This is a genomic window from Mycobacterium fragae (assembly GCF_002102185.1).
GTDB lineage: Bacteria > Actinomycetota > Actinomycetes > Mycobacteriales > Mycobacteriaceae > Mycobacterium > Mycobacterium fragae.
Map to the genome: position 1 here is coordinate 249,958 of NZ_LQOW01000003.1, position 22,102 is coordinate 272,059.

At 65.4% G+C, this 22,102-nt stretch carries 18 protein-coding genes; 7 read left to right on the forward strand and 11 right to left on the reverse strand.

The genetic code is table 11. The features are described from left to right. Nucleotides 1-65 precede the first annotated feature (65 nt). From AWC06_RS01980 to AWC06_RS01990, 3 genes are read left to right on the forward strand one after another with little or no spacing between them, the layout of a single operon-like run. Entirely contained in the window at nucleotides 66-902 is an 837-nt protein-coding gene (locus AWC06_RS01980) for a uracil-DNA glycosylase (RefSeq protein ID WP_085193827.1), read from the forward strand. Then, nucleotides 899-2,017 carry an FAD-binding protein gene (locus AWC06_RS01985; RefSeq protein WP_085193829.1) on the forward strand — a complete coding sequence of 373 codons (1,119 nt, stop codon included), beginning with the start codon at nucleotides 899-901 and terminating at the stop codon, nucleotides 2,015-2,017. The genes AWC06_RS01980 and AWC06_RS01985 overlap by 4 nt, the downstream gene beginning before the upstream one ends. A 37-nt stretch (nucleotides 2,018-2,054) precedes the next feature. Continuing rightward, nucleotides 2,055-3,092: an LLM class flavin-dependent oxidoreductase gene (locus AWC06_RS01990; protein WP_085193831.1), complete on the forward strand. Its 1,038-nt coding sequence runs from the start codon at nucleotides 2,055-2,057 to the stop codon at nucleotides 3,090-3,092. Here AWC06_RS01990 and AWC06_RS01995 read toward each other — a convergent pair. From AWC06_RS01995 to AWC06_RS02005, 3 genes are read right to left on the reverse strand one after another with little or no spacing between them, the layout of a single operon-like run. Continuing rightward, nucleotides 3,089-3,535: a nitroreductase family deazaflavin-dependent oxidoreductase gene (locus AWC06_RS01995; protein ID WP_085193833.1), complete on the reverse strand. Its 447-nt coding sequence runs from the start codon at nucleotides 3,533-3,535 to the stop codon at nucleotides 3,089-3,091. The genes AWC06_RS01990 and AWC06_RS01995 overlap by 4 nt on opposite strands. Nucleotides 3,536-3,539: 4 nt before the next feature. Next, nucleotides 3,540-3,974 (reverse strand): HIT family protein, encoded by a 435-nt coding sequence (locus AWC06_RS02000; protein WP_085193835.1) that lies wholly within the window; start codon nucleotides 3,972-3,974, stop codon nucleotides 3,540-3,542. 17 nt (nucleotides 3,975-3,991) lie between these two features. Continuing rightward, on the reverse strand, nucleotides 3,992-5,173 hold the full coding sequence (locus AWC06_RS02005) for a MalY/PatB family protein (protein ID WP_085193837.1): 1,182 nt from the start codon (nucleotides 5,171-5,173) through the stop codon (nucleotides 3,992-3,994). Between AWC06_RS02005 and AWC06_RS02010 the strand changes: the two genes are divergently transcribed. Continuing rightward, complete coding sequence (locus AWC06_RS02010) at nucleotides 5,172-6,563, forward strand: amidase (protein WP_085193839.1); 1,392 nt, start codon at nucleotides 5,172-5,174, stop codon at nucleotides 6,561-6,563. The two genes, AWC06_RS02005 and AWC06_RS02010, sit on opposite strands and share 2 nt — an antisense overlap. On the opposite strand, the gene AWC06_RS02015 is transcribed toward AWC06_RS02010, so the two are convergent. Next, nucleotides 6,558-7,052 carry a DNA-deoxyinosine glycosylase gene (locus AWC06_RS02015; RefSeq protein ID WP_085193841.1) on the reverse strand — a complete coding sequence of 165 codons (495 nt, stop codon included), beginning with the start codon at nucleotides 7,050-7,052 and terminating at the stop codon, nucleotides 6,558-6,560. The two genes, AWC06_RS02010 and AWC06_RS02015, sit on opposite strands and share 6 nt — an antisense overlap. A gap of 39 nt (nucleotides 7,053-7,091) precedes the next feature. Between AWC06_RS02015 and AWC06_RS02020 the strand changes: the two genes are divergently transcribed. The 3 genes from AWC06_RS02020 to AWC06_RS02030 all read left to right on the forward strand — a co-directional run bounded on the left by AWC06_RS02020 (nucleotide 7,092) and on the right by AWC06_RS02030 (nucleotide 10,308). Beyond that, nucleotides 7,092-8,213 (forward strand): adenylate/guanylate cyclase domain-containing protein, encoded by a 1,122-nt coding sequence (locus AWC06_RS02020; protein ID WP_085193843.1) that lies wholly within the window; start codon nucleotides 7,092-7,094, stop codon nucleotides 8,211-8,213. 296 nt (nucleotides 8,214-8,509) lie between these two features. Beyond that, nucleotides 8,510-9,082 (forward strand): hypothetical protein, encoded by a 573-nt coding sequence (locus tag AWC06_RS02025; RefSeq protein ID WP_085193845.1) that lies wholly within the window; start codon nucleotides 8,510-8,512, stop codon nucleotides 9,080-9,082. Between the two features lie 104 nt (nucleotides 9,083-9,186). Continuing rightward, nucleotides 9,187-10,308 (forward strand): phenylacetate--CoA ligase family protein, encoded by a 1,122-nt coding sequence (locus tag AWC06_RS02030; protein ID WP_169715270.1) that lies wholly within the window; start codon nucleotides 9,187-9,189, stop codon nucleotides 10,306-10,308. Here the strand turns inward: AWC06_RS02030 and AWC06_RS02035 are convergent. From AWC06_RS02035 to AWC06_RS02065, 7 genes are all read right to left on the reverse strand, one after another. Further along, complete coding sequence (locus AWC06_RS02035; protein ID WP_085193848.1) at nucleotides 10,298-12,175, reverse strand: serine/threonine-protein kinase PknH/PknJ; 1,878 nt, start codon at nucleotides 12,173-12,175, stop codon at nucleotides 10,298-10,300. The two genes, AWC06_RS02030 and AWC06_RS02035, sit on opposite strands and share 11 nt — an antisense overlap. A gap of 97 nt (nucleotides 12,176-12,272) precedes the next feature. Continuing rightward, nucleotides 12,273-14,174 (reverse strand): serine/threonine-protein kinase PknH/PknJ, encoded by a 1,902-nt coding sequence (locus AWC06_RS02040; RefSeq protein WP_085193850.1) that lies wholly within the window; start codon nucleotides 14,172-14,174, stop codon nucleotides 12,273-12,275. 286 nt (nucleotides 14,175-14,460) lie between these two features. Beyond that, nucleotides 14,461-14,829 (reverse strand): DUF4189 domain-containing protein, encoded by a 369-nt coding sequence (locus tag AWC06_RS02045; RefSeq protein WP_139819870.1) that lies wholly within the window; start codon nucleotides 14,827-14,829, stop codon nucleotides 14,461-14,463. Nucleotides 14,830-14,909: 80 nt separating this feature from the next. Next, nucleotides 14,910-15,641, reverse strand: coding sequence for an LppX_LprAFG lipoprotein (locus AWC06_RS02050; protein WP_085193990.1), 732 nt, complete (start codon nucleotides 15,639-15,641; stop codon nucleotides 14,910-14,912). A gap of 315 nt (nucleotides 15,642-15,956) precedes the next feature. Then, nucleotides 15,957-18,341 (reverse strand): ATP-binding cassette domain-containing protein, encoded by a 2,385-nt coding sequence (locus tag AWC06_RS02055; RefSeq protein WP_085193854.1) that lies wholly within the window; start codon nucleotides 18,339-18,341, stop codon nucleotides 15,957-15,959. 99 nt (nucleotides 18,342-18,440) lie between these two features. After that, a complete protein-coding gene (locus AWC06_RS02060) occupies nucleotides 18,441-20,351 on the reverse strand; it encodes an ABC transporter ATP-binding protein (protein WP_139819859.1) in 1,911 nt (636 codons plus the stop codon). After that, entirely contained in the window at nucleotides 20,348-22,102 is a 1,755-nt protein-coding gene (locus tag AWC06_RS02065; RefSeq protein WP_085193856.1) for an ABC transporter ATP-binding protein, read from the reverse strand. The genes AWC06_RS02060 and AWC06_RS02065 overlap by 4 nt, the downstream gene beginning before the upstream one ends.

A 22,102-nucleotide genomic window follows, 5' to 3' on the forward strand; every position in this document is an offset into this window, starting at 1 on the left:
ACGAAATTTAGCAGCGGACAGGCCCGGTCGGCGACCGAATTTCGGTGACCGTGCACAGTAGGGCGGTGAGCCTCGCGCACCCGCGTACTGGAGTGTTGTTCGATTCTCCGGTACTGCCCGGCACCGGATGGCCCGGTGATCCCGCGACAGCGGACACGGCGGTGGCGTCGACACCGGCGCAGGTCGCTGCGATGGCCGAAGCGGTCGAGGCTGTCGACCAGCTCGACGCGGAGGTCTCTGTATGCCGGGCCTGTCCGCGATTGGTCGAATGGCGCGAACAGACTGCAGTCACCAAACGCCGCTCATTCGCCGACCAGCCCTATTGGGGCAGGCCGGTGCCGGGCTGGGGCGCCGAGCATCCGAGGCTGATGGTCGTCGGGCTGGCACCAGCCGCCCAGGGCGGCAACCGGACTGGGCGGGTGTTCACCGGCGATCGGTCCGGCGACGTACTGTACGCGGCGCTGTACCGGGCCGGCCTGGCGAATTCCCCGATCAGCGTCGATGCTGCCGACGGCCTGATGCTGCGCGGCACCCGGGTCGCCGCTGCGGTGCGGTGCGCCCCGCCGGACAATGCGCCGACGCCGGCCGAGCGCGCAACCTGTGCGCCGTGGTTGACCGCCGAGTGGAGGTTGACCGGCGGCGACGTACGCGTCATCGTGGCGTTGGGCGGGTTCGGCTGGCGATCGGCGCTGGATATGGTCCGCTCCGGCGGAGGTCAGGTACCCCGGCCGCAGCCCAAATTCGGCCACGGCGCCACCGCGACTCTGCACGCCGCCCATGGCGAGGTGGTGCTGTTGGGCTGCTATCACCCGAGTCAGCAGAACACGTTCACCGGGAAGCTGACCGAGGCGATGCTCGACGACGTTTTCCACCAGGCGAGGAAGTTGGCGGGCATTTCGTGACGACGGTGCTGGTCTCCGGGGCAAGCGTTGCTGGTACGGCTGTGGCGTATTGGCTTGCGCAACATGGTTATTCGGTGACAGTGGTGGAGCGACATGATGGGCCGCGGCCCGGCGGCCAGGCGATCGACGTGCGCGGTCCTGCGCTGACCGTGCTGGAACGGATGAGGCTGCTGGACGCGGCGGAAACGATGAAGACGGCCATGCGCGGCGCCTCGTTCGTCGACGGGGACGGAAACGAGCTGTCTCGGGACACCGAAGCGACGCCGACGGGTGGGGTTTTCGATAACCCCGATATCGAGATCTTGCGCGATGACCTGGTCGAGTTGCTTTACGACGCAACACAACCGGACGTCGAGTATGTCTTCAATGACACGATCACCGCGCTAGGCGATCAGGGTGATTCGGTTGCGGTGAGTTTCGAGCATGCCGACGCGCGCGATTTCGACCTTGTCGTCGGCGCCGACGGGTTGCACTCGACCGTACGCAGGTTGACGTTCGGTCCGGAAGAGCAATTCACCAGACGGCTGAAAACTTACGTGGCGATCTTTACCGTTCCGAACTTTTTGCAGCTCGACCACTGGCAGATCTTCCAAATGGGAGAGACCTCGCTCGCCGCCGTCTACAGCGCCAGGAACAACACCGAAGCCCGCGCGATCTTGGGGTTTCAGGATGCCGAGCTGCGGATCGACTACCGCGACACCGCCGCACAGTTCGCCGAACTGGAACGGCGGATGGCCGCCGATGGGTGGGTCCGCCCGCAGCTGCTGCAGTACATGCGCACGGCACCGGATTTCTACTTCGACGAGATGGCCCAGATCGTCATGGACCGCTGGTGCGACGGCAGGGTGGCGCTGGTCGGCGATGCCGGGTACTGCTGTTCGCCGCTGTCCGGTCAGGGCACCAGCGTCGCGCTGCTCGGCGCCTACATCCTCGCCGGAGAGCTTGCCGCCGCCGACGGCGATTACCAGCTCGGCTTTACCAACTACCACGCCGCCTTCAACGACTACGTCCAGCGCAACCAACTCCTGGTCACTGAGGATGTCGCCGGCGGGGAACCGATACCGCGCGACGAGTTCTACCGGGTGGTCCACTCGATCGAGCTCAAGGATTACTGAGGGGAACGTTCTGGTGGCAGCGCGCGTTGACGCGGTCATGCGGCTATCCGTGCTTGATCTCGTCCCGGTGCGCACCGACCAGACCACCGCGGATGCGCTGGCGGCCAGCCTGCGCCTGGCCCAGACGGCCGACCGGTTGGGATTCACCCGCTACTGGGTCGCCGAGCACCACAACATGCCGTCGGTGGGCGCCACCAGCCCGCCGGTGTTGATCGCCTATCTCGCCGCCCACACCTCGCAGCTGAGGCTGGGATCCGGTGGTGTGATGCTGCCCAATCACGCGCCGCTGGCGGTGGCCGAGCAGTTCGCCTTGCTGGAAGCGGCCGCTCCGGGACGCATCGACCTCGGCATCGGCCGCGCACCTGGTTCGGACCCGGTGACGTCGATCGTGTTGCGCGGCGCAGCCGGTCGCGACGATCGCGACATCGATAACTTCCCCGAGTACCTCGACCACGTGCGGGCCATGATGAGCAGAGCCGGTGTGCGGGTGCAGTTGCCCGACGGGGACTACATTCTCAAGGCCACCCCGGGCGCCGCCACCGAGCCACGGCTGTGGCTGTTGGGCTCGTCCATGTATTCGGCGCGGCTGGCCGCGGCCAAGGGGCTGCCCTATGTGTTCGCCCACCACTTCTCCGGCAAGGGAACCGACGAGGCGCTCGCGCTATACCGCTCGCAGTTCGTGCCCAGCGACCTGGCAGCCGGGCCGACGACATTTCTGACCGCGAATGCCGCGGTTGCCGAAACGCGAGAAGAGGCAACGGCATTGATGCTGCCGAACCTGCACATGATGGCCCGGTTGCGCACCGGGCAACCGCTGGGGCCGCTGGAGCTCGTCGAGGACGCTCAAGGCGCGGAGCTGACGCCGCAGCAGCAGCACATCGTCGACAGCGGACTCAAACGCGCGGTCGTGGGCACTCCCGTGGAGGCGGCCGAACAGTTGCGCGCGCTGGGCGAGCGGTTCGGTGTCGACGAGGTGATGGTGCATCCGGTCGCCTCGGCGCGCCGTGGCACCGACCCGGGAACCTCGCCGGGCCGGGAGAAAACGCTGGAACTGCTGGCGAAAGAACTCTTTTAAGGCGTTAGCACGATGACCGGAATCGGTCGCGACGTCCGGCGCTGGTAAGCCTCGTAGCGATTGCCGTTGTTCTTGTTGACGATCTCCCACAGCCGCGCATAGTCCGGGTCGTCGGGTAGTACGGGTTTCGCTGTGACGGCGAACCGCTTTGTCCCGACGTTGATTTCGGTGTTTGGGATGGCCTTCAAGTTGTGGTACCAGCCGGGTGATCGTGGATCTCCGCCTTTGGAGGCAACGATCAAATAGTTATCACCGTCGCGAGCATAGGACAGGGACGTGGTTCGTGGCTTGCCGGTTTTGGCGCCGATCGTGTGCAGCAGCAACATTGGTGCCATGCCGGGTATCCGGTGCCCGATCCGACCATCGGTGCCCTTGTAGATTGCGTCATGCAGGCGAAGCAGCGGCGGTCCGATTTGTTCTTCGACCCATCGAGATATATCCATGGCGTCAGTCTTGTGCAGCGGCATCGATCCGCGCCAGTGCGTCGCGCAAGATCTGACCGGTTGTCTCGGGGTCGCCGTCGCGGCGCAGCAGCATCCCCTTGGCGAATGAGAGTTTGTCGCCGTTGCGCCGCGGCAGGACGTGCAGATGAATGTGCGGCACGGACTGAAAGGCGGCTCGGCCGTCATTGATCGCGATATTGGTTGCATCGGCCAACTCCGTCGCTCGAGCTGCCAAAGCGATCCGCCGTCCGATCGTCACCATGTCGGCCAGGGTCTGCGGCGGCGTGTCGGTCACGTCGGCCGTGTGTCGTTTGGGCAGCACCAGGGTATGGCCGCGGGTGAACGGGCGGATGTCGAGGATCGCGAGGTAGCTGTCGTCTTCATGGATACGGATGGCGGGCGCTTCCCCGGCAACGATCGCGCAGAACACACAGGACATGTCGCCACGTTAGCCGTTCATGCCCGGGCTGGTACCGCGGCGGCCATTGCCTCGATCGCCCGGTCCAGGATCCGGCGTGTGGTGGCGAAGTTCAGCCGCGCGAAACCAGAGCCCACCGTGGCACCGAACGGGATGCCCGGGCTGAGCGCCACCTTGGCCTTCGAGAACAGGTATTCGGCGGGCTCGACCGGCAGCTCGAGCGCACGAAAATCCACCCACGACATATAAGTCGCCTCCGGAGAGTTGAGCTTCACCCCGGGGATCGCCTCCGGGAGGGTTCGCGCCAGGTGGTCGCGGTTTGCCTGCAGGTAGCCGAGCACCTCGTCCAGCCATCCAGCGCCCCCGTCATACGCGGCGATGTTGGCCCGAATACCCACCGTGGACGCACCCATCTTGTGCAGCATGTTGATCCGGTCCCACTCGTCGACGTCACGGGAGTTGGACAACACCACCTGAGCGCACATGAGGCCGGGCAGATTCCAGCCCTTGGACGCCGAGAGCAGCGTGATCACCGTGTCGGCCGCCGCCGCCGACACCGATGCGGCAGCCGCATGGGCCCGCTCATAGACCAGTGGGGCATGGATCTCGTCGGCGATGACGCGGGCGTTGTGGCGGGCCGCAATGTCCACGATGGCGCGCAACTCCTCAGCGGTGAACGCGGTGCCCAGCGGGTTGTTGGGATTGCACAGAATCACAGATCCCGCCCCGCTGGCAAAGGCGGAGTCGAGGGCATCCAGATCCATGACGTAGCGGCCCGAATCATCTTGCGGCATCGGGATTTCCACCCGCTGGCGGCCGGTCACGCGCAGCACGTCGAAGAACGGCATGTATGCGGGAACGGGCAACACCACGGGGCTCTCCGGTCGGGTGAGGAAGTTGACCACGACTTCCATCCCCTTGAGCACGTCGGGAACGACGCGGACCCATTCGGGCTGGACATGCCAGCCGTAACGGCGTCGGCACCAGTCGGCGGTGACCCTCGGCAGGACGTCCTCGCCGACCGGGGGATAGCCGAACTCCTCGTTGGCGACGCATGCCCGGATGCCTGCCGCCACCGGCGGTGCGGTGGGGAAGTCCATCTCCGCGATCCACAGCGGCAAGACGTCGGGCTCGAAGAAGTTCCACTTGATCGTCTTGCGTTGCCGCAGCTGGTCCTCGGTCAATCGATCGAAGTTCACATCAGTAGTCTGCCTGCACATGGACCCTCGGGAGCTTGCCTTCGCCGGTGCGACCGAGCAGGCGCAGATGCTGGCCGCCGGCACCATCACCGCGCCAGATCTGCTCGAGGTCTACCTGGAACGCATTGCCCGGCTCGATCCGCAGCTGCGCTGCTACCGCGTTGTGCTGGCCGACACCGCCCGGCAGGAGGCGGCCGCTGCGCAGCGTCGGCTGGACGCCGGCGAGCGGCTGCCGCTGCTCGGCGTCTCGGTCGCGATCAAAGACGACGTCGACGTCGCCGGCGAGGTAACCGCGTACGGCACCAGCGCCCACGCGCCACCCGCCAGTCGAGACGCCGACGTGGTGTGCGCGCTGCGCGCCGCGGGCGCCGTGATCATCGGCAAAACCAATGTGCCCGAACTGATGATGTTGCCGTACACCGAGTCGCTGACGTTCGGGGCAACCCGCAACCCGTGGAACACCGCGCTGACACCGGGCGGCAGCAGCGGGGGCAGCGGCGCCGCGGTGGCGGCCGGGCTGGCGCCCCTGGCACTGGGCTCCGACGGTGGCGGCTCGATCCGAATCCCGTCGAGCTGGTGCGGTCTGTTCGGGCTCAAGCCGCAACGCGCTCGGGTTCCGCTGGCCCCGCACGACGACGCCTGGTGCGGGCTGAGCGTCAATGGACCTATGGCGCGGTCGGTGAAAGACGCGGCGCTGTTTCTGGATGTCACGACGACGATGCCGAGCCCGGACGGCGGGTTCGTCGCCGCGGCAGCGCGTGATCCTGGACGGCTGCGAATTGCGTTGAGCACCAAGGCCCCACCGCCGATGATCGTCCGGTGCGGCAAGGAGCAGCGGGCGGCGGTCGATCAGGCCAGTGCACTGCTGCGCGATCTCGGCCACCACGTGATTGCACGCGACCCCGACTACCCACCGGCCGCGACCTTCGCCCACTACCTGCCGCGCTACTTCCGGGGGATTTGCAACGACGCGCGGTCGCTACCTCATCCGCAGCGGCTGGAGGCGCGTACCCGCAACATGGCACGCATCGGGTCGCTGTTCTCCGACCGGCGGATGGCGGCCGTGCGTGCCGGGGAGGCTGCGATGGCCGCCCGGATCCAGTCGATCTTCGACGATGTCGACGTCGTCGTCACCCCCGGCAATGCCATCGGGCCATCGCGGGTCGGCGCCTACCAACGCCGCGGCGCCATCTCGAGCTTGCTGCTGGCGTCGAGACGCGTGCCGTTTTTCGAGATCTGGAATCTCACGGGTCAGCCCGCCGCCGCGGTGCCCTGGGGACTTGACCGCGATGGCGTGCCGCTGGGCGTACAGCTCGTCGGGCGGCCACACGACGAGGCCACGCTGCTGGCGCTGGGCGCACAGATCGAGGCAGCACGACCGTGGGCGCAGCTACGGCCGCCGGTGTCATGACCGTGCAATCACCCGCCAGGCATCCAGTTTCCGGCCCGGCGGCATGGCACGAGCCGGGCTCGTGGACGGCAGCAACTGATAGCCGACCCGTGCGTCGAGGGCTACGAGTCTGCGAAAGAGCGTGGCCGCGGCCTGGCCGTTGAAGTACACCCGCGTGATGGAGCGGTAATTGGCCAACAATTCGGCAAAGTCGTTGGCCAGCACGCTTTTCGGGTCGATCCTGGAATCCGCGCTACCTTCCCGGCGGCACTTGCAGAGCACATCCCAGAGCGCCACCCCGTGAGATTGGATTGCGCCCAAGCGGATCTCGTACGGGGCTTGCGCGTCGAAACCGAAGAGTGCACCGGTGATCGGCCAGAACGCATTTCGTGGATTGGCGTAGTACTGACGTGTTGCCAGCGATAGGACGCTGGGAAAGGATCCGAGTATCAGCACCCGGGCCGCGTCGTCGACAACCGGCGGGAACCCCTCGAGCAGCGGTGTGGTCATCACCTCACATGATGACCGCCGGCGTTATACCTTGGCGACGTGTCCGACCCGAACATCGAGGCGTTGCTCGACGGTCTTGAAGGCACCGCTCGAGACGAGCGCGCCGAGCTGATCGACTGGCTGCTCGAACAGGGGATCACCCTCGACGAGATCCGCACCGCGGATCCCCCGATGCTGCTTGCGTCACGACGACTTGTCGGCGACGACGGTGTCTACGTGTCCACCCGGGAAATCAGCGAGCGCTACGGCGTCGACCTGGATCTGTTGCAGCGGGTGCAGCGCGCCATCGGACTGTCCAGGGTCGACGATCCCGACGCGGCCGTGCACCTGCGTGCCGACGGCGTGGCCGCCGCTCACGTGCAACGGTTCCTGGACGTCGGGCTGGATCCCGACCATCTGGTGCTGGTCGTCCGGGTGCTCGCCGAGGGACTTTCACACGCCGCCGAGGTGATGCGTTACACCGCACTGGCGGCCATTCTGCAGCCCGGTGTAAGCGAATTGGAGATCGCACAGCGCTCTCAAGCATTGGTCCGCCAGATCACGCCCCTACTGGGCCCGTGGATCGAAGACATGTTGTTGATGCATCTGCGCCACCAGATGGAAACCGAGGCCGTCAACGCCAGCGAACGCGCCGCGGGCAGCGCACTACCGGGCGCTCGACAAATCACCGTGGCGTTCGCCGATCTCGTTGGTTTCACCCGGCTGGGGGAAGCCGTCCCGCCCGAAGACCTGGAGCAACTCGCGAACCGGCTGGCCGAGCTCGCTCGCGATGTCGCGGTGCCGCCGGTGCGGTTCGTCAAGACGATCGGCGACGCGGTGATGCTGGTCTGCCCCGACCCGGTTCCGCTACTGGACGCCGTGCTGAAGCTGGTCGAAGTCACCGACACCGACAACGACCTGCCCCGGCTGCGTGCGGGTGTGGCATGCGGTCAGGCGGTGAGCCGGGCCGGCGACTGGTTCGGAAGCCCGGTGAATACCGCGAGCAGGGTGACCGGGGTGGCGCGACCGGGCGCGGTGCTCGTCGCCGAGCCGGTTCAAGACGCGGTCGGCGAAAGCGCCGGATTCAGCTGGTCGTTCGCGGGTGCCCGCCACCTCAAGGGCATCAAGGGCGAAGTCAGGCTCTTTCGCGCTCGCCGCGGGGAGGGCACGGAGGAGCAGTAGGGCGGTAACGCCCCAAAAAAAATATGAGGCAGGCCCGGAGGACACTGGGAGGCGTCTCACTTATCCTGCGCGGCCGGTTTTCACTCCTTACACCGGCTCTTTGGATTCAGCCACTTCCGGACCTGCTTCGTTCCTAAAGCTACAACTTCTGACCCGTCATATCAACGGTTTTCGGCCATCCCGCGCGGCTTTGGATCGGCGCCGTCGGGGTGGGAGCGGAGGCCGACAGGCGCCGCCATGTTCGCCGACGGCGAAGCGCCCTTCCCAAGGTGTTGTAAAGGTGTAATCATGTAAGCATGAGACACCATCACGTACATGGGCGGCGCTATGGCCGCCCCGGCGGCTGGCAGCAAGCGCACCAGCCCGACGCCAGCGATGCCGCGGAGTGGTTCGCCGGGCGTCTACCAGAGGACTGGTTCGAGGGCGATCCGACCGTCGTCGTCGACCGCGAGGAGATCACGGTCATCGGGAAGCTGCCCGATGCCTCCAAGGAAGACTCGGCACAGGACGAAAGCCAGGCGCGGGCCTCGGGTCGGGTGTCGCGGTTCCGTGAGGAAACCCGGCCGGAGCGGATGAACATCGCCGACGAGGCGCAGGACCGCTACGGCCGCAAGGTCTCCTGGGGTGTCGAGGTCGGTGGCGAGCGGATCATGTTCACCCACATCGCTGTTCCGGTCATGACACGGCTGAAGCAGCCGGAGCGCCAGGTGCTCGACACTCTGGTCGATGCCGGCGTTGCCCGGTCTCGTTCCGATGCGCTGGCATGGTCGGTCAAACTCGTCGGCGAGCACACCGACGAATGGTTGGCCAAGCTGCGTGAGGCCATGTCGGCGGTCGACGACCTGCGCGCGCAAGGCCCCGAGCTGTAACAGCCTGGTACCGAGGTGGCATCGCTGCGAAATTGTGCCCATCGGAGGGCTTCGGGTGTCACGATTGACGGGCTTTGACCGCGCACTTTGTGTATCCGAAATCTGTGAGCAGCGCCGACCTCGAGAAGGCCGCGGCGTGGTTCGCCGAGGCCCGCGGTAAAGACGGGCAACAGGCTTGGGGCGGCTGCCAATTCACTCGGAAGCCCGATCTGCGCGCCGAGCTGCGACCCTATCCCGAAACCGGCAACTGGCTTGTCAACCTCTCGCCGAGCGGGACGACCGCAGAGCCGGTGGTGTCGCCGTGGTCGCAGGCCGACCGCCAGGTAGCGGACGCCACCGCACGGGAAGTTCATCGGCAGTGTCCGCCGCTCGACGGGCTGCAATGCGCGGTGATCGCGCCCAATCCGCATCTGGCCGTGGCGCATTCGATGTGCCGTCAGATCGAACTCAGCGGCGGAGCGCCCGTGATGGTCCGGCCCGGCGATCCGGAAGCGATGTGCCGCACCCTCAGCGAAGACGGCATAGCGGCGGTTTTCACGCTGCCGCTGGTTGCCTCGCGTCTCGGTGAATACTTTCACGGGACACGAGGTGCGACTCCACCGGACATCCGGTTCGTGTTCTGTGGCGGCGACGTGCTATCACCGGCTCGACAGGACATGCTCGAGCAGATCTGGAGTGCACGAGTGTTCAACATGTTCGGCTGCTCCGAGTTGTTCGGTCCGCTGGCTGGCCCCAGCGAGCATGGCGCGCCGCTGGTCTGGCGGTGCGCCCCGGTGGCAATCGAGGTACTGGACCAATCCACCCTGGCCGCGTGCGGGGCGGGCGAACGTGGCGTGGTAGTGCTGACGACGCTATGGCCCAAAGCCAGCCCACTGTTGCGTTATTGGACCGACGACATCGTCGATGTCGTTGAAACAGCTTCAGTGACAGGAACTTTCACATTCCACTACGTCGGTCGTCCACCGTCCATGCTGAACATCGGCTCGGCACAGGTTGCACTGCGCGATATCGACGACATTTTGCTGAGCAGCGGATTGTGTAGTTCGGAGTGGTCGATCCGACAAACCGTCGGCGACATATCCATCGCTGCCGAGATGCCGAGCAGATCAATTGATGCGGTAAAACGCGTTGCCAAGGCCCTGGACGAGGTCATCGGTGCGCCAGTGGAATTCGTTCCGAAAGAGCCGGGGTCGCTGCCCCGGCGCAACCCCAAGTTCACTGTGTGATTTTGGCGGCCATCTTCGCTGCGATCTGGCTGGCTTGATCACTCAGGCCGCTGTATTCGCAGGCGGTCACGTCCATGACGACATTGGACTCGGCCTTCAGTGCGCGCTGGCATGCCCAGCCGTTGGCGCCTTCCGAGGTGTTCAGGATCCCGATGTCGTGGTCGCCCCCGGTGAATGTGCCGAGACTCCAATGATTGGTTTGGCCGTTTTCGGTGACCGCGACATTTTGGCCGGCGCATGCCTTCCATTTCGCCGCCGAACTGCTCAGGAAGGCAGCCGCCTTGTCGGCCGACGGGAAACCGATGGCGTATTGGATCACCCAGTGGTCGAAGCTGTCTCCCGGCTCGTGCAGTTCCACGGCGCTGACCCCGGTATAGCTGCTGCCGGCATACACCGGCACGCGACCGGCATCAATCGCCCCGCGGCAGTCGGGATTCGACAGATCTGTGGTCGCGGCGCCCAGCGAGTCGAGAGGTTTCTCGGGCTGCATGTTGGAGGCGCCCATGACGCCGTCGATTTCCGAAGTGCTGAGCAGCAGGCCGCTCAGCCGTTCGGGGGGGAGCGGTGGCGGCGGCGGGTTCGGCTTCGGTCGGGTGAGGACGAAGACCGTGACAGCACCTAAGGCCACGGCGATGACGAGGGCGGCCGCGGCGGCGATCGGCCACACGTTGCGTTTGCGCGGCGGTGGCGGTGGTGGGCCTGGCATCCAACCGCGGGGCGGTTGCTGGGGTGGCGGAGCAGGGGGTTGGCCGCTCCAACCACCGGCCGATTGGAAAAACCGAGGGGCGGGCGTCGATGGTGGGGCGCTGGCGGGGATGGGCCCGCTGGTGGGTGTCCAACCGGGCTGGGCAGCGGGGCCCGGCTCGGTGCGGGGCAGAGGTCCGGAGCCGGCGGGGCCGGGATACGGCTTGGGCGGCGCTGCCCAGGTCTGGGCGGGGGTATTGACGGTGCCAGGCTGGGTAGGCGCGGTGGCGGGCAGGGTTTTTTCCTCGCTGCGCCGCAAGATGTTGGCGGCGTGGTCTTGATCGGGGTCGCTGAGCGCGTCGTGGGCGGCCCGGGCTAGATCGCCGGCGCTGGCGTAGCGTTCTTCGGGCTTTTTGGCCATCCCCCGCGCGATCACCGCGTCGAACGCTCTGGGGATGCCCGGGCGCAGTGTGCTCGGCTTGGGGATGGGCTCCATCAGATGGGCGGTGACGAGCATGCTGGCGCTGTCGGCGCGGTAAGGCGGCGACCCGGTCAAGCATTCATGCAACACACAGGTCAGCGAATAGATGTCGGCGCGGTGGGTCACCTCCGCGTTGGTAAACCGTTCCGGGGCCATGTATTTCCAGGTGCCCACGGCGGTGCCCAGCGACGTGAGCCGCTCATCGGTGGTGGCACTGGCGATGCCGAAATCGACCAGGTAGGCAAAATCATCGCGCGTGACCAGAATGTTTTGCGGTTTGATGTCGCGGTGCATCACGTCGGCGGCGTGGGCGGCATCCAACGCCGACGCGATCTGGTGGATGATGGCCACCGCCCGCGCCGGGGTCAGCGGCCCAAACCGCTTGAGCAGTGCATCGAGGTCATTGCCCTCGACCAGGCGCATCTCCAAAAACAGCTGGCCGTCGATCTCGCCGTAGTCGTGGATGGGCACCACGTGCGGTTCTTGCAGCCGCCCCGCGATACGGGCCTCGCGCTGCATGCGTTTGCGAAACACCGGATCCTGGCTGAAGGCATCTGAGAGCAACTTCAGCGCCACCGTCCACTCCTTGACGGTGTGCTCGGCCTCGTAGACCTCGCCCATCCCCCCACGGCCCAACAACCGCGTCAGCCGATATGGCCCGAATTGCGAGCCCACCCGCGAACCATGCGCGGTCTCGCTCATCGCCAACTCCTCAACGAATACCCACTAGGCCCCGACCCTGACGGTAGAGGTCCACCCGCTCGCACCACACCAAAACCACTGGATTGGGCGGTCGGTTCTACCCGCGCTCTGTCACTCGGGTGCTCATTCTGTCGGCGATCTGGCTGGCTTCATTGGTGATGCCGTATCCGCATGCGTTGACGTCGAAGACCACATTCGAGACCGCACTGAGCGCGCGCTGGCACTTCCAGTTGTTGGTGTTCTGCTGGGTGTCTATCTGGGTGATCTTCGGGACGTCACCCGTGAGATTTCCGATCTGCCAGGTACTCGTTGTGTTGTCGTTGTGCGTGACGGTCACGGTTTGCGTGGCGCAGCTGTCCCATTGGTTCGCCGAGGCCTGCACGAATGCGCGGGCCGCCTCGGCGGTCTTGAACAGCGCCACGTCTTGGTCGACGAAGTGGTCGTTGTTGTCTCCCGGCTCGGAGAACACCATGTAGCGCAACTGTTGAAGGTCGCTGTCGGCGTATGTCGGCTTTTCGCCGGCATAGAGCGCCCCGACGCAGTTGGGGTTCGACAGCTTGACCGTCGGGTCGGCGGGCTCCCGGCCGAGTTTGTCTGGCCGCATGTTGGTGGCGCCCATGATGTCGTTGACCTCTGCGCCGTTGAGCAGCATGGAATCCAGTTGGTCGGCTTTCACCAGCGGCAGCGGAGGCGGCGGTGACGGAATCACGACCAACACCACCACAACCACAATCGCGATCAGGGCCGCCAAACCCAGGCCCGCCAAGACGATCCACTTCCCCCGACCCCGTTTTTTGGGTTGATTCCAATTGGGCGGCGTCATCGATGGTTGGGGCTGGCTCCAATTGGGTGGCGGCGTGGTCGAAGGTTGGGCTTGGTTCCAGTTTGGGGCGGACGTCGACGACTGTTGCGGTTGGTTGAAGAACGGCACAGGCGTGGTCGTGGGTTGGGGCTCGCTCCAGCTCGGCGGCGGCGTGGTCGTGGGTTGGGGCCCGCTCCACGTCGGGGGCGGCGTCGTCGTGGGTTGGGGCCCGCTCCAGCTCGGGGCCGGTGTCTGCGTCGGTTGGGGTCCGCTCCAGGTCGGCGCGGGTGTCGGCGTGGGGCCGGACGTGGCGGCTTCCTGGCTGCGTCGAAGCAGGGTGGCCGTCTGGTCCTGATCCGGCGTGCTGAGCGCGGCGTGGGCGGCGAGTGCCAGGTCGCCGGCGCTGGCGTAACGGTCCTCGGGTTTCTTGGCCATCCCCCGGGCGATCACGTCATCGAGCGCTTTGGGGATACCGGGCCGCAACTCGCTGGGCTTCGGGATGGGTTCCATCAGATGGGCGGTGACCAGAACACTGGCGCTATCGGCCCGGAAGGGCGGAGATCCCGTCAGGCACTCGTGCAGCACGCACGCCAGCGCATAGATGTCGGCGCGGTAAGTCACCTCGTCGCCCGAAAACCGTTCCGGCGCCATGTATTTCCAGGTTCCCACGGCGCTGCCCAGCTGGGTGAGCTTCTCGTCGGTGGTGGCGCTGGCGATCCCGAAATCGACCAGGTAGGCGAAGTCGTCGCGGGTGACAAGGATGTTTTCCGGTTTGATATCGCGATGCATCACCCCGGCGGCGTGCGCGGCATCCAACGCCGATGCGATCTGGTGGATGATCGCCACCGCACGGGGCGGGGTCAACGGCCCGAACCGCTTCAGCAGGGCGAACAGATCAGTGCCCTCGATCAGGCGCATGTCCACGTACAGCTGTCCGTCGATGTCGCCCCAATCGTGGATGGGCACCACATGCGGTTCTTGCAGGCGGCCCGCGGTGCGGGCTTCACGCTGCATGCGCTTGCGGAATACCGGATCTTGGCTAAATACCGCTGACATCAGTTTGAGCGCCACCACCCGGTCTTTGACGGTGTCCTCGGCTTCATAGACCTCGCCCATTCCGCCGCGGCCCAATAGCCGTTTGAGGTGATAGTGCCCGAATTGAGTCCCCACCCGTGAACCCTGTGCGGTGTCGCTCATCGCCGACTCCTACCTGCAGGCAAACCGGGCTCTGGCAAATGTCCGGCTGTAAGGTACGACGGTAAATCTCGGCCCACCCGACCCGCACGAAAACCGCAGTATTCGCGGTGGCCGGCCGAACATTTCCGCGGCCAACCTACCCGTGGACCCGATGCAGTTGCTGGTCAACGGAAATGGAAGTTGCTGACTAATTGCGGCGACTGGCGAATAGTCCGCAAATCGTTGGGCGCTAAGACGTTCGGGTCATGCCGCAGTCTGCACTGCCGCGCACTGAAAGTTATGCTCCCTAGTTGCAGGCCCAAGTGTCGATCCAGCCACCGCCTAGCCTGTTTAGGGCGTCCTGCTCCGCGGCGCCCAGCGTAGGCCCGTACCCGCCCTGGCGGTCACCGGCGGCGTCGTAGGCGATTGCGCCACAGTTGGTGAAGGTAACCAGCACTTGGCAGTCGGTGTAACCACAAGCGCTCATCGCTGCACTCACCGCGGCCGCCTTCGTCGGGGCGTCCCATGCTCTGCCGTACATACCGCCGCCTCGGGAGTAGGCGATTGCGCCGACGTAGCCGTCAGCGCTCGCCGCCGGGGCCAGTGCGGTGGACATCGCGGTTGCCGCTGCCATGCTGAGGAGCGCGACCGCAGCTCGTCGCTGAAAAGCGGTCATTTCCATGGATCGTTCCTTTCGGAGGCCGGCGACCCGGCGGATTCGAAAACGGTTGGCGTTCATGGTGTCTGGCCTCACAGCTATACCGGCTTTGTGGCGGTGACGGTCTCGCCCCACTTGGACATCGTCAGCGTCACCGAGCCGTTTTGCACCGGATTGATCTGGAGCTTCACGAGATGGTGGGACCCGTCCGAGGCGATCCAGACGGTGGTTGGAGTCTGTTTTTCGTTCTGCGGGCCCAGACGTGATCCGGCGAGTCTGGCGATGTCGCTGGACGAAGATTCGCCGTTGATTTTCGTGGTCGCAATGTTGTCGACTTGCTCGCTGCCGACGGCCTTAGGATTCTGCAGCTTGGACAGCAGGTTGGCCAATCCCTTGTTCGGGTCGAGAATTGTCGAAACGTCATAAATCGACATGCCATCGCCGTAGTCGGTGTACTTCTTGCCGGGGTCGGCGACGTCGGAGTAGAGGTGTCCGTCGACATAGACGAACGACGAATCCACGTTCTTCTTGCCCACACTCAACGTGGCAGTGCCCTTGGCCACCGTTTGCGGCTTGTTCGATATGTCGCCGTCGAGCTTGGTGACCGCGAGGTTGGGTACCTGTCCCTGTACCCGGACGCTCACGTGCATCCCGGTGACCTTGCGCATAGCGTCGGCGGCCTGTTGGACCACCTTCGCAGCGTCGACATTTGGAGGAGATTGCGATCCGCCCGTGCTTTTGCCGTGGTCGGAGGCGCAGCCAGTGAGCACCAGCGCCGAGAGAACAACGGCGTACATGGCGACAACACCGGCACGAGATCGGAGCTTCATAAACATCCCCTTCATTGGGTTCACGGCATGCTGCCGCGAGGCAAACTCTCCTGCAGGCGGCCCGAAAGCCAGGCGGTCAGTTTAAGTCCGCGGGTATGAGTTTGACTTCGTTTTTTACTATTCGCTCAGAGCGGCTTTGACGTTTGTCGGACCGTTTCGGGGATTGCGATTTTTGAGTTGGCTCACCCTAGTCCTGGTAGCCGCCGGTGCATTTATCTCAAACACGTTGCGGCCCGGCTGATTTAAACCGCTATGCCCTCAAGACCTCTGTGCATTTCATTGACTGCCAACCCAATTCTGCGTCTGGCCCAGCGGTCAAGCTACCTTGCGGCCTTTGGTGTGCGGGTCGAGCCGGCTGAGCCGCCAGAACAGCAGGATCACTATTGCAATTGCGAGCGCGACGCAGATGCCAAGACAGGTCAGCCAACCTGTGCGCGAGGGATCCCAAAGTGGGTCTTGGTCGCCGCCCGTCTGCTGGCGAAGGTAGTTCAGATCCGCGGTCGCAGCGCCCATCGCATAAGCCCACCGCGACGGCGACAACCATGCCAGTTGCTCTAGCGGGACTCGACCGTGCACCGCGAACATCCCGCCGCACAGGATGAGTTCGGCCATCACCACCAGCACCAGTAGCGGCATTCCACGATCGGCGTTGGCGATCATCGCTGAAATCAGCAGGCCGATCATCATCGAGACAACGGTGACCGCGACCACGGCCACCGCTACTTCCGCTGTGCCCGAGTGCAACACCTTCGAGTCATCGGGCGGCGGCAGACCGAAGACGCCGAGCAATCCCAGAACCAACCCCTGCAGGGCGGTCAGCGCAGTGAGCACGACCAATTTGGAGGCCAGGTAGGCGCTCCGAGACAAGCCGATCCCATGCTCGCGCAAGTAAATTGCTCGTTCTTTGACGATTTCCCGGATCGACGTCGCGCAGCCCATGAGTCCGCCGCCGATGATCAGCAATGTCAATAGTTGAGCGGGTTGAGTGGACTTCTGCGTGAATGCTTCTGCCACCGACAAGCCCGCATGACCCGGAGCCGCGTGCGCGAACAAGCTCAGCAGCAACGGCAGGATCAACAAGAACAACGCGTACTGGCGATCGGCGGCGATCACCGCCACATACCGCCGGCAGAGGATGGCGAACTGGGCCAGCGCGCTTTGCTGAGCGAGCGGCTGCGTGGGCGGAGCGGGAGCCTGAGACGGCGCGCGCACGACCGCACGCGGGCCGGTGAAGGCGTCATGCAGTGGTGAGGCTTTGAAGCGGCCCGACCAGTCGGTGGCGCTGTCGCGTTCGAGAAGCGTGAACAGATCGGCGAAGTCCTCGCAATGGAAGTAGTTGAGCGCGTGTTGAGGAGGGCCGAAGTAGGCCAGGCGGCCGCCGGGCGCGAGGACGAGCACCCGGTCACACATCTTCAGTTGGGCGATGTTGTGGGTGACCACCACCACCGAGCGGCCATCGTCGGCGAGTGCCCGCAGGGTTTGCATGACCGATTTCTCGTAGCCCGGGTCGAGCCCCGACGTTGGCTCGTCGAGGAACAGCAGCGAGGGCTTGGTGAGCAGTTCCAGTGCGACGCTGGTGCGTTTTCGCTGACCGCCCGACAGGCTGTCGATGCGCTGATCGGCCTGCTCGCTCAGACCGAGTTCGGCCAGGACTTCCTCGATCCGCTGGCGGCGCTCCCCGTCGGACACGTCGTGCGGGAACCGTAGCCGCGCGGCATAGTTCAGTGCCCGTCGCACGGTCAGCGGGGTATGCAAGATGTCGTCCTGCGGAACGAAGCCGATTCTGTGCCGCAGCTCCGCGTAGTTCTCGTAGAGGTCGCGGTCGTCGTACCGGACCTGGCCGCTGCTGGCCGGCCGGAACCCGGTGAGCGCGCCCAGCAATGTCGATTTCCCTGCGCCACTTGGTCCTACGACCGCCAAGAAGCTGCGTTGCGGCAGGGAGAAGGTGATGTCGGTCAACAACACCTTGCCCTTCTTGGTGACCACGCCCAAGTCCGAGGCTTCATAGGACACGTCGCCGGTGTCGACGTATTCCACGAGGCGGTCACCGGAGAGGTGCAAGAGCTGGTGTCCGATGCCGACAAGATCGTCGGGCCCGATGACCGCTCGGCTGATCCGGGCTCCGTTGACGTAGGTACCGTTCGCGCTGCCGACGTCGGCGAGCTCCCACTGGTTGCCGAATCGCCGCATCACGGCATGCCGGCGCGAAACCAGCAAGTCGGCCAGCACGACGTCATTCTCGGGTGCGCGACCGATGGTGATCGCGAGCTGGTCGATCGCGTGCACCGCAGTCGGTGGCCGGGCCACGGTTGTGCCCTCTGACCTGGGAATCTGACCGTCGGAAGCGGTGGCGACGGTCGGGCTGGGAGCCCCTTTGGTAACCGGGTAGAGCTGCATCGTCACGCCCGAGGAGATGGAACCCAGCACAACGGTCGTGGGTTGGTGCACCGTTAGGCGTTCCATTCGGCGACCATCGACGAACATGCCGTTGGGGCTGTGATTGACGAGAACCCAACCTGCCGGCGTCGGCTCCAGCACAGCGTGGTCCCGCGACACCCTCGGATTGTCCAGATGCATGTCCGCGTCGTTGGCGCGGCCGATCGTCCAGGTCTGGCCGGCGGTCGCGCGCCACGTGCGCCCGTCCGCCCGCACCTCCAGCGGCGGCGGCATGGTGGTGAGGGTTTCAGTCTTGTCGTCCATGCGTAGCCTCCAGTGCGACTCGCTGGCTCCCGGAGCTTACGGTAAATCCGAACCCACCCCGCCACAGCAGAACCACAGGATTCATCTCGGGGATCGGTGCTAAGCCCTGGTCATCTCGTAGTAGGCGCCCCGGCGCGCCATCAGGTCGGCATGGTTGCCCTGCTCAACGATCCGGCCGGCCTCCATCACCAAGATGGCATCAGCATCGCGGATCGTCGAAAGCCGGTGGGCGATAATAAAACTCGTACGATCTCGGCGAAGCTCGCGGGTGGCCTGGGCAATGAGCAGTTCGGTGCGGGTATCCACAGAGCTGGTCGCCTCGTCGAGGATCAGCAGCTGGGGGCGGGCCAGAAATGCCCGGGCAATGGTGATCAGCTGCTTCTCCCCGGCGCTGATGTTGTCGCCGTCGTCGCTGATCCAGGTCTGGTAGCCCTTTGGCAGCGTGTGGACGAAGCGGTCGACATGGGCCGCCTTGGCGGCATCGATCACCTCGGCTTCGCTGGCGTCGGGGCGCCCGTAGGCGATGTTCTCCGCGATCGTCCCGCCGAAGAGCCAGGTGTCTTGAAGCACCATCCCGATCCGCGATCGCAGCGAATTCCGGCTCATCGATGTGATATCCACGCCGTCGAGCAGGATGCGACCGGAGTCGACGTCGTAAAACCGCATCAGCAGGTTCACCAGCGTGGTCTTGCCCACGCCGGTCGGCCCGACGATCGCGACAGTGCTGCCCGGTTCGACGGTCAGCGACAAGTCCTCGATCACGGCAGTGCCGGCGCGATAGGCGAAGCTCACATGCTCGAATTCGACACGCCCGGTTGGTCCTTGGCCGTTGACCGACGGCAGCGCCGGTTCGCGGTCCGCTGATTCCTCCGGCTCATCGAGCAGGTCGAAGACTCGCTCGGCACTGGCCATCCCAGACTGCAGCGTGTTGTACATCGAGGCGACCTGGGTCAGCGGCGCGTTGAACTGACGGATGTACTGGATGAACGCCTGGATGCTGCCGACGGTGATCTGTCCGGTCGCCACCTGCAGGCCACCCAGCACCGCCACCACCACATAACTCAGGTTGCCGATGAACATCGTCGCCGGCGACACCAGTCCGGAGAAGAACTGCGCACCGAAACTGGCCTGGTACACGTCGTCGTTGAGCCGCCGGAAGCGGTCTTCGGCCGCGCCTTGCTGACCGAAGGTCTTGACCAGCGTGAAACCGCTGTAGGTTTCCTCGATATGGGCGGCCAGGCGCCCGGTGCTGCTCCATTGCGCTGCAAAAAGCCGTCGTGAGCGCCGCGCGATCGCCCGGGTCGCCAGCAGCGACAGCGGCACGGCCAGCAGGGTGAGCCCGGTCAGCAGCGGCGAGATGGTCAGCATCATCACCAGCACAGTCGTCACCGACAGGATCGCCGTCAGCAGTTGGCTGATCGTCATCGACAGCGATGTCGCCAGGTTGTCGACGTCATTGGTGACTCGGCTGAGCACCTCGCCCCGCTGCCGGGTGTCGAAGTAGGCCAATGGCAACCGGTGCACCTTTTCCTCGACGTCGGCGCGCAGCGCCTGCAAGGTGCGCTGCACTGTAACGTTCAACAACCGGGCCTGCGACCAAATCAAAAACGCCGCAAGCACATACATGGTCAGCGCCAGCGCCAGCGTTCTCGCGACCGCGTCGAAGTCGACGCCTTGGCCGGGAACCACATCCATGCCCGAGAGCAGATCTGCGAAACTGTTGTTGCCGCGGGCCCGGGCGGCCGCGACGGCCTGGGCCTTGGTGATGCCGGCGGGCAGCTGCCGCCCGATCAGGCCGTTGAACAGCAGATCGGTGGCATGCCCAAGGATCCGCGGGACAATGACACCGATGGCGGTGCCGACGACGCCGAGTGCGATCACCGCCATCACCGGGACGCGTTGCGGCGCCAGGCGCTTCACCAGGCGAACGGCCGTAGCCATGAAGTCGCGGGACCGCTCGGCCGGGGCGGGCGCCATGCCGCGGGTCGGTCTGCCCATCGCCGCGGTCATCGCTGGCCTCCCACGCTCGCGTCCAGCGACTGCGATTCCGCGAATTCTCGGTACGTGGGGCAGTCGGCGAGCAGTGATTCATGGGTGCCCGTACCGACCACCCGACCGTCGTCGACGACGATCACCTGATCGGCTTGGACAACAGTCGAAATACGCTGCGCCACAACAATAACCGTTGCTTCGCTGGCGACCTCGCGCAGCGATGTCCGCACGCGCGCGTCGGTGTGGACATCGAGTGCGGAGAAGGCGTCGTCGAACAGGTAGATGGCCGGTCGGCGGATCACCGCCCGTGCGATCGCCAACCGTTGCCGCTGCCCGCCGGAAAAGTTGATGCCGCCCTGGGCGACTCGCATCGCGAGTCCATCGTCATGTTCGGCCACAAACCCGTCGGCGGCCGCGACCCGCAGTGCGTCCCACATGTCTTCTTGCGATACGACTTGTCCGGGCGCCGCGCCGTAGCGCAGGTTGTCCGCAACGGTGCCCGAGAACAGGTAGCCGCGTTGTGGCACCAGCCCGATGCCGGCCCACAGCCGGTCGATGTCGTACTCGCGCACGTCGAGCCCGTCGACGAAAAGGGTGCCGGCGGTCACGTCGTAGAGCCGGCAGATCAGCGACATCAGCGTCGACTTTCCCGAACCGGTGCTGCCGACGATCGCGGTGGTGGTGCCTGGCAGCGCGGTCAGCGAGATATCCTGCAGCACAGGGCGATCCGCGCCGGGATAACGGAACGTGGCGCCGTCTAGCCGAACCACGCCTTGCATACCCGCGGGGGGCCGTCGGGGGTTGTCCGGGCTACGGATCGCCGGGCTTGCCGAAAGGACCTCGCTGATCCGTTCCGCGCAGACCGACGCGCGCGGCAGCACCATCACGGTCATCGTCGCCAACAACACCGCCACCAGGATCTGGGCGAAGTAGGCGAGAAACGCGATCAGCGAGCCCACTTGGATTTCGCCCCGGTCGATGAGCCGGCCGCCGAACCAGATCACCGCAACGCTCGAGCAGTTGATGATCAATGTGGTCGCCGGCGCCATCAGCGCCTGCCAGTTGCCGACGGTCAGCGTGGTGTTCGACAACGCGCGGTTGGCGTCGGCGAACCGCTGACGTTCGAAGGGCTCGCGCGCGAAGGCCCTGACCACCCGCACACCCGAAAGCTGGTCGCGCATCACCCGGTTGATGTCGTCGATCCGGCGCTGCATGCTGCGGAACATCGGCAGCATGCGCGAGACGATCCAGGAATTGGAGAGCGCCAACAGGGGGACGCTGACCACCAGCAGCCAGGACAGCGCCGCGCCCTGGTGGATGGCCATCAGGATTCCGCCGACACCCATCATCGGCGCGGTGACCAGCACCGTGCAGGTCATCTGCACCAGGAACTGGATCTGCCGGACGTCGTTGGTGGTGCGGGTCAGCAGAGACGGCGCGCCGAACCGGGCGGTCTCGTGTGCGGAGAACGTCGTGACCTGATGGAACATCGCCGAGCGGAGATCCCGGCCGAACCCCACGCCAATCCGCGAGCCCCAGTAGACCGCGCCGACCGAGCACACCACCTGCAGCCCCGTTGCGGCGAGCATTAATCCGCCGAGTTTGACGATGGTGGCGGTGTCCCCCTTGGCGACCCCTTCGTCGATGATGGTGGCGTTGACCGTCGGCAGATACAGCGACGTCAGTGTGCTGACCAGTTGCAGTGTCATCACCGCCGCGACCAGCCAGCGATACGGCCGGACGTACTGGCGCAGCAGTGCCAGGAGCAT

Coding starts and splice junctions, on each gene's coding strand:
- AWC06_RS02065 (WP_085193856.1), bottom strand. CDS start 22,102: ATGCTCCTGGCACTGCTGCGCCAGTACGTCCGGCCGTATCGCTGGCTG.
- AWC06_RS02005 (WP_085193837.1), bottom strand. CDS start 5,173: ATGTGCAGGCAGACTACTGATGTGAACTTCGATCGATTGACCGAGGAC.
- AWC06_RS02050 (WP_085193990.1), bottom strand. CDS start 15,641: ATGAAGCTCCGATCTCGTGCCGGTGTTGTCGCCATGTACGCCGTTGTT.
- AWC06_RS02035 (WP_085193848.1), bottom strand. CDS start 12,175: ATGAGCGAGACCGCGCATGGTTCGCGGGTGGGCTCGCAATTCGGGCCA.
- AWC06_RS02015 (WP_085193841.1), bottom strand. CDS start 7,052: ATGACCACACCGCTGCTCGAGGGGTTCCCGCCGGTTGTCGACGACGCG.
- AWC06_RS01990 (WP_085193831.1), top strand. CDS start 2,055: ATGCGGCTATCCGTGCTTGATCTCGTCCCGGTGCGCACCGACCAGACC.
- AWC06_RS02040 (WP_085193850.1), bottom strand. CDS start 14,174: ATGAGCGACACCGCACAGGGTTCACGGGTGGGGACTCAATTCGGGCAC.
- AWC06_RS01995 (WP_085193833.1), bottom strand. CDS start 3,535: ATGGATATATCTCGATGGGTCGAAGAACAAATCGGACCGCCGCTGCTT.
- AWC06_RS02010 (WP_085193839.1), top strand. CDS start 5,172: ATGGACCCTCGGGAGCTTGCCTTCGCCGGTGCGACCGAGCAGGCGCAG.
- AWC06_RS02025 (WP_085193845.1), top strand. CDS start 8,510: ATGAGACACCATCACGTACATGGGCGGCGCTATGGCCGCCCCGGCGGC.
- AWC06_RS02000 (WP_085193835.1), bottom strand. CDS start 3,974: ATGTCCTGTGTGTTCTGCGCGATCGTTGCCGGGGAAGCGCCCGCCATC.
- AWC06_RS02060 (WP_139819859.1), bottom strand. CDS start 20,351: ATGACCGCGGCGATGGGCAGACCGACCCGCGGCATGGCGCCCGCCCCG.
- AWC06_RS02045 (WP_139819870.1), bottom strand. CDS start 14,829: ATGACCGCTTTTCAGCGACGAGCTGCGGTCGCGCTCCTCAGCATGGCA.
- AWC06_RS02055 (WP_085193854.1), bottom strand. CDS start 18,341: ATGGACGACAAGACTGAAACCCTCACCACCATGCCGCCGCCGCTGGAG.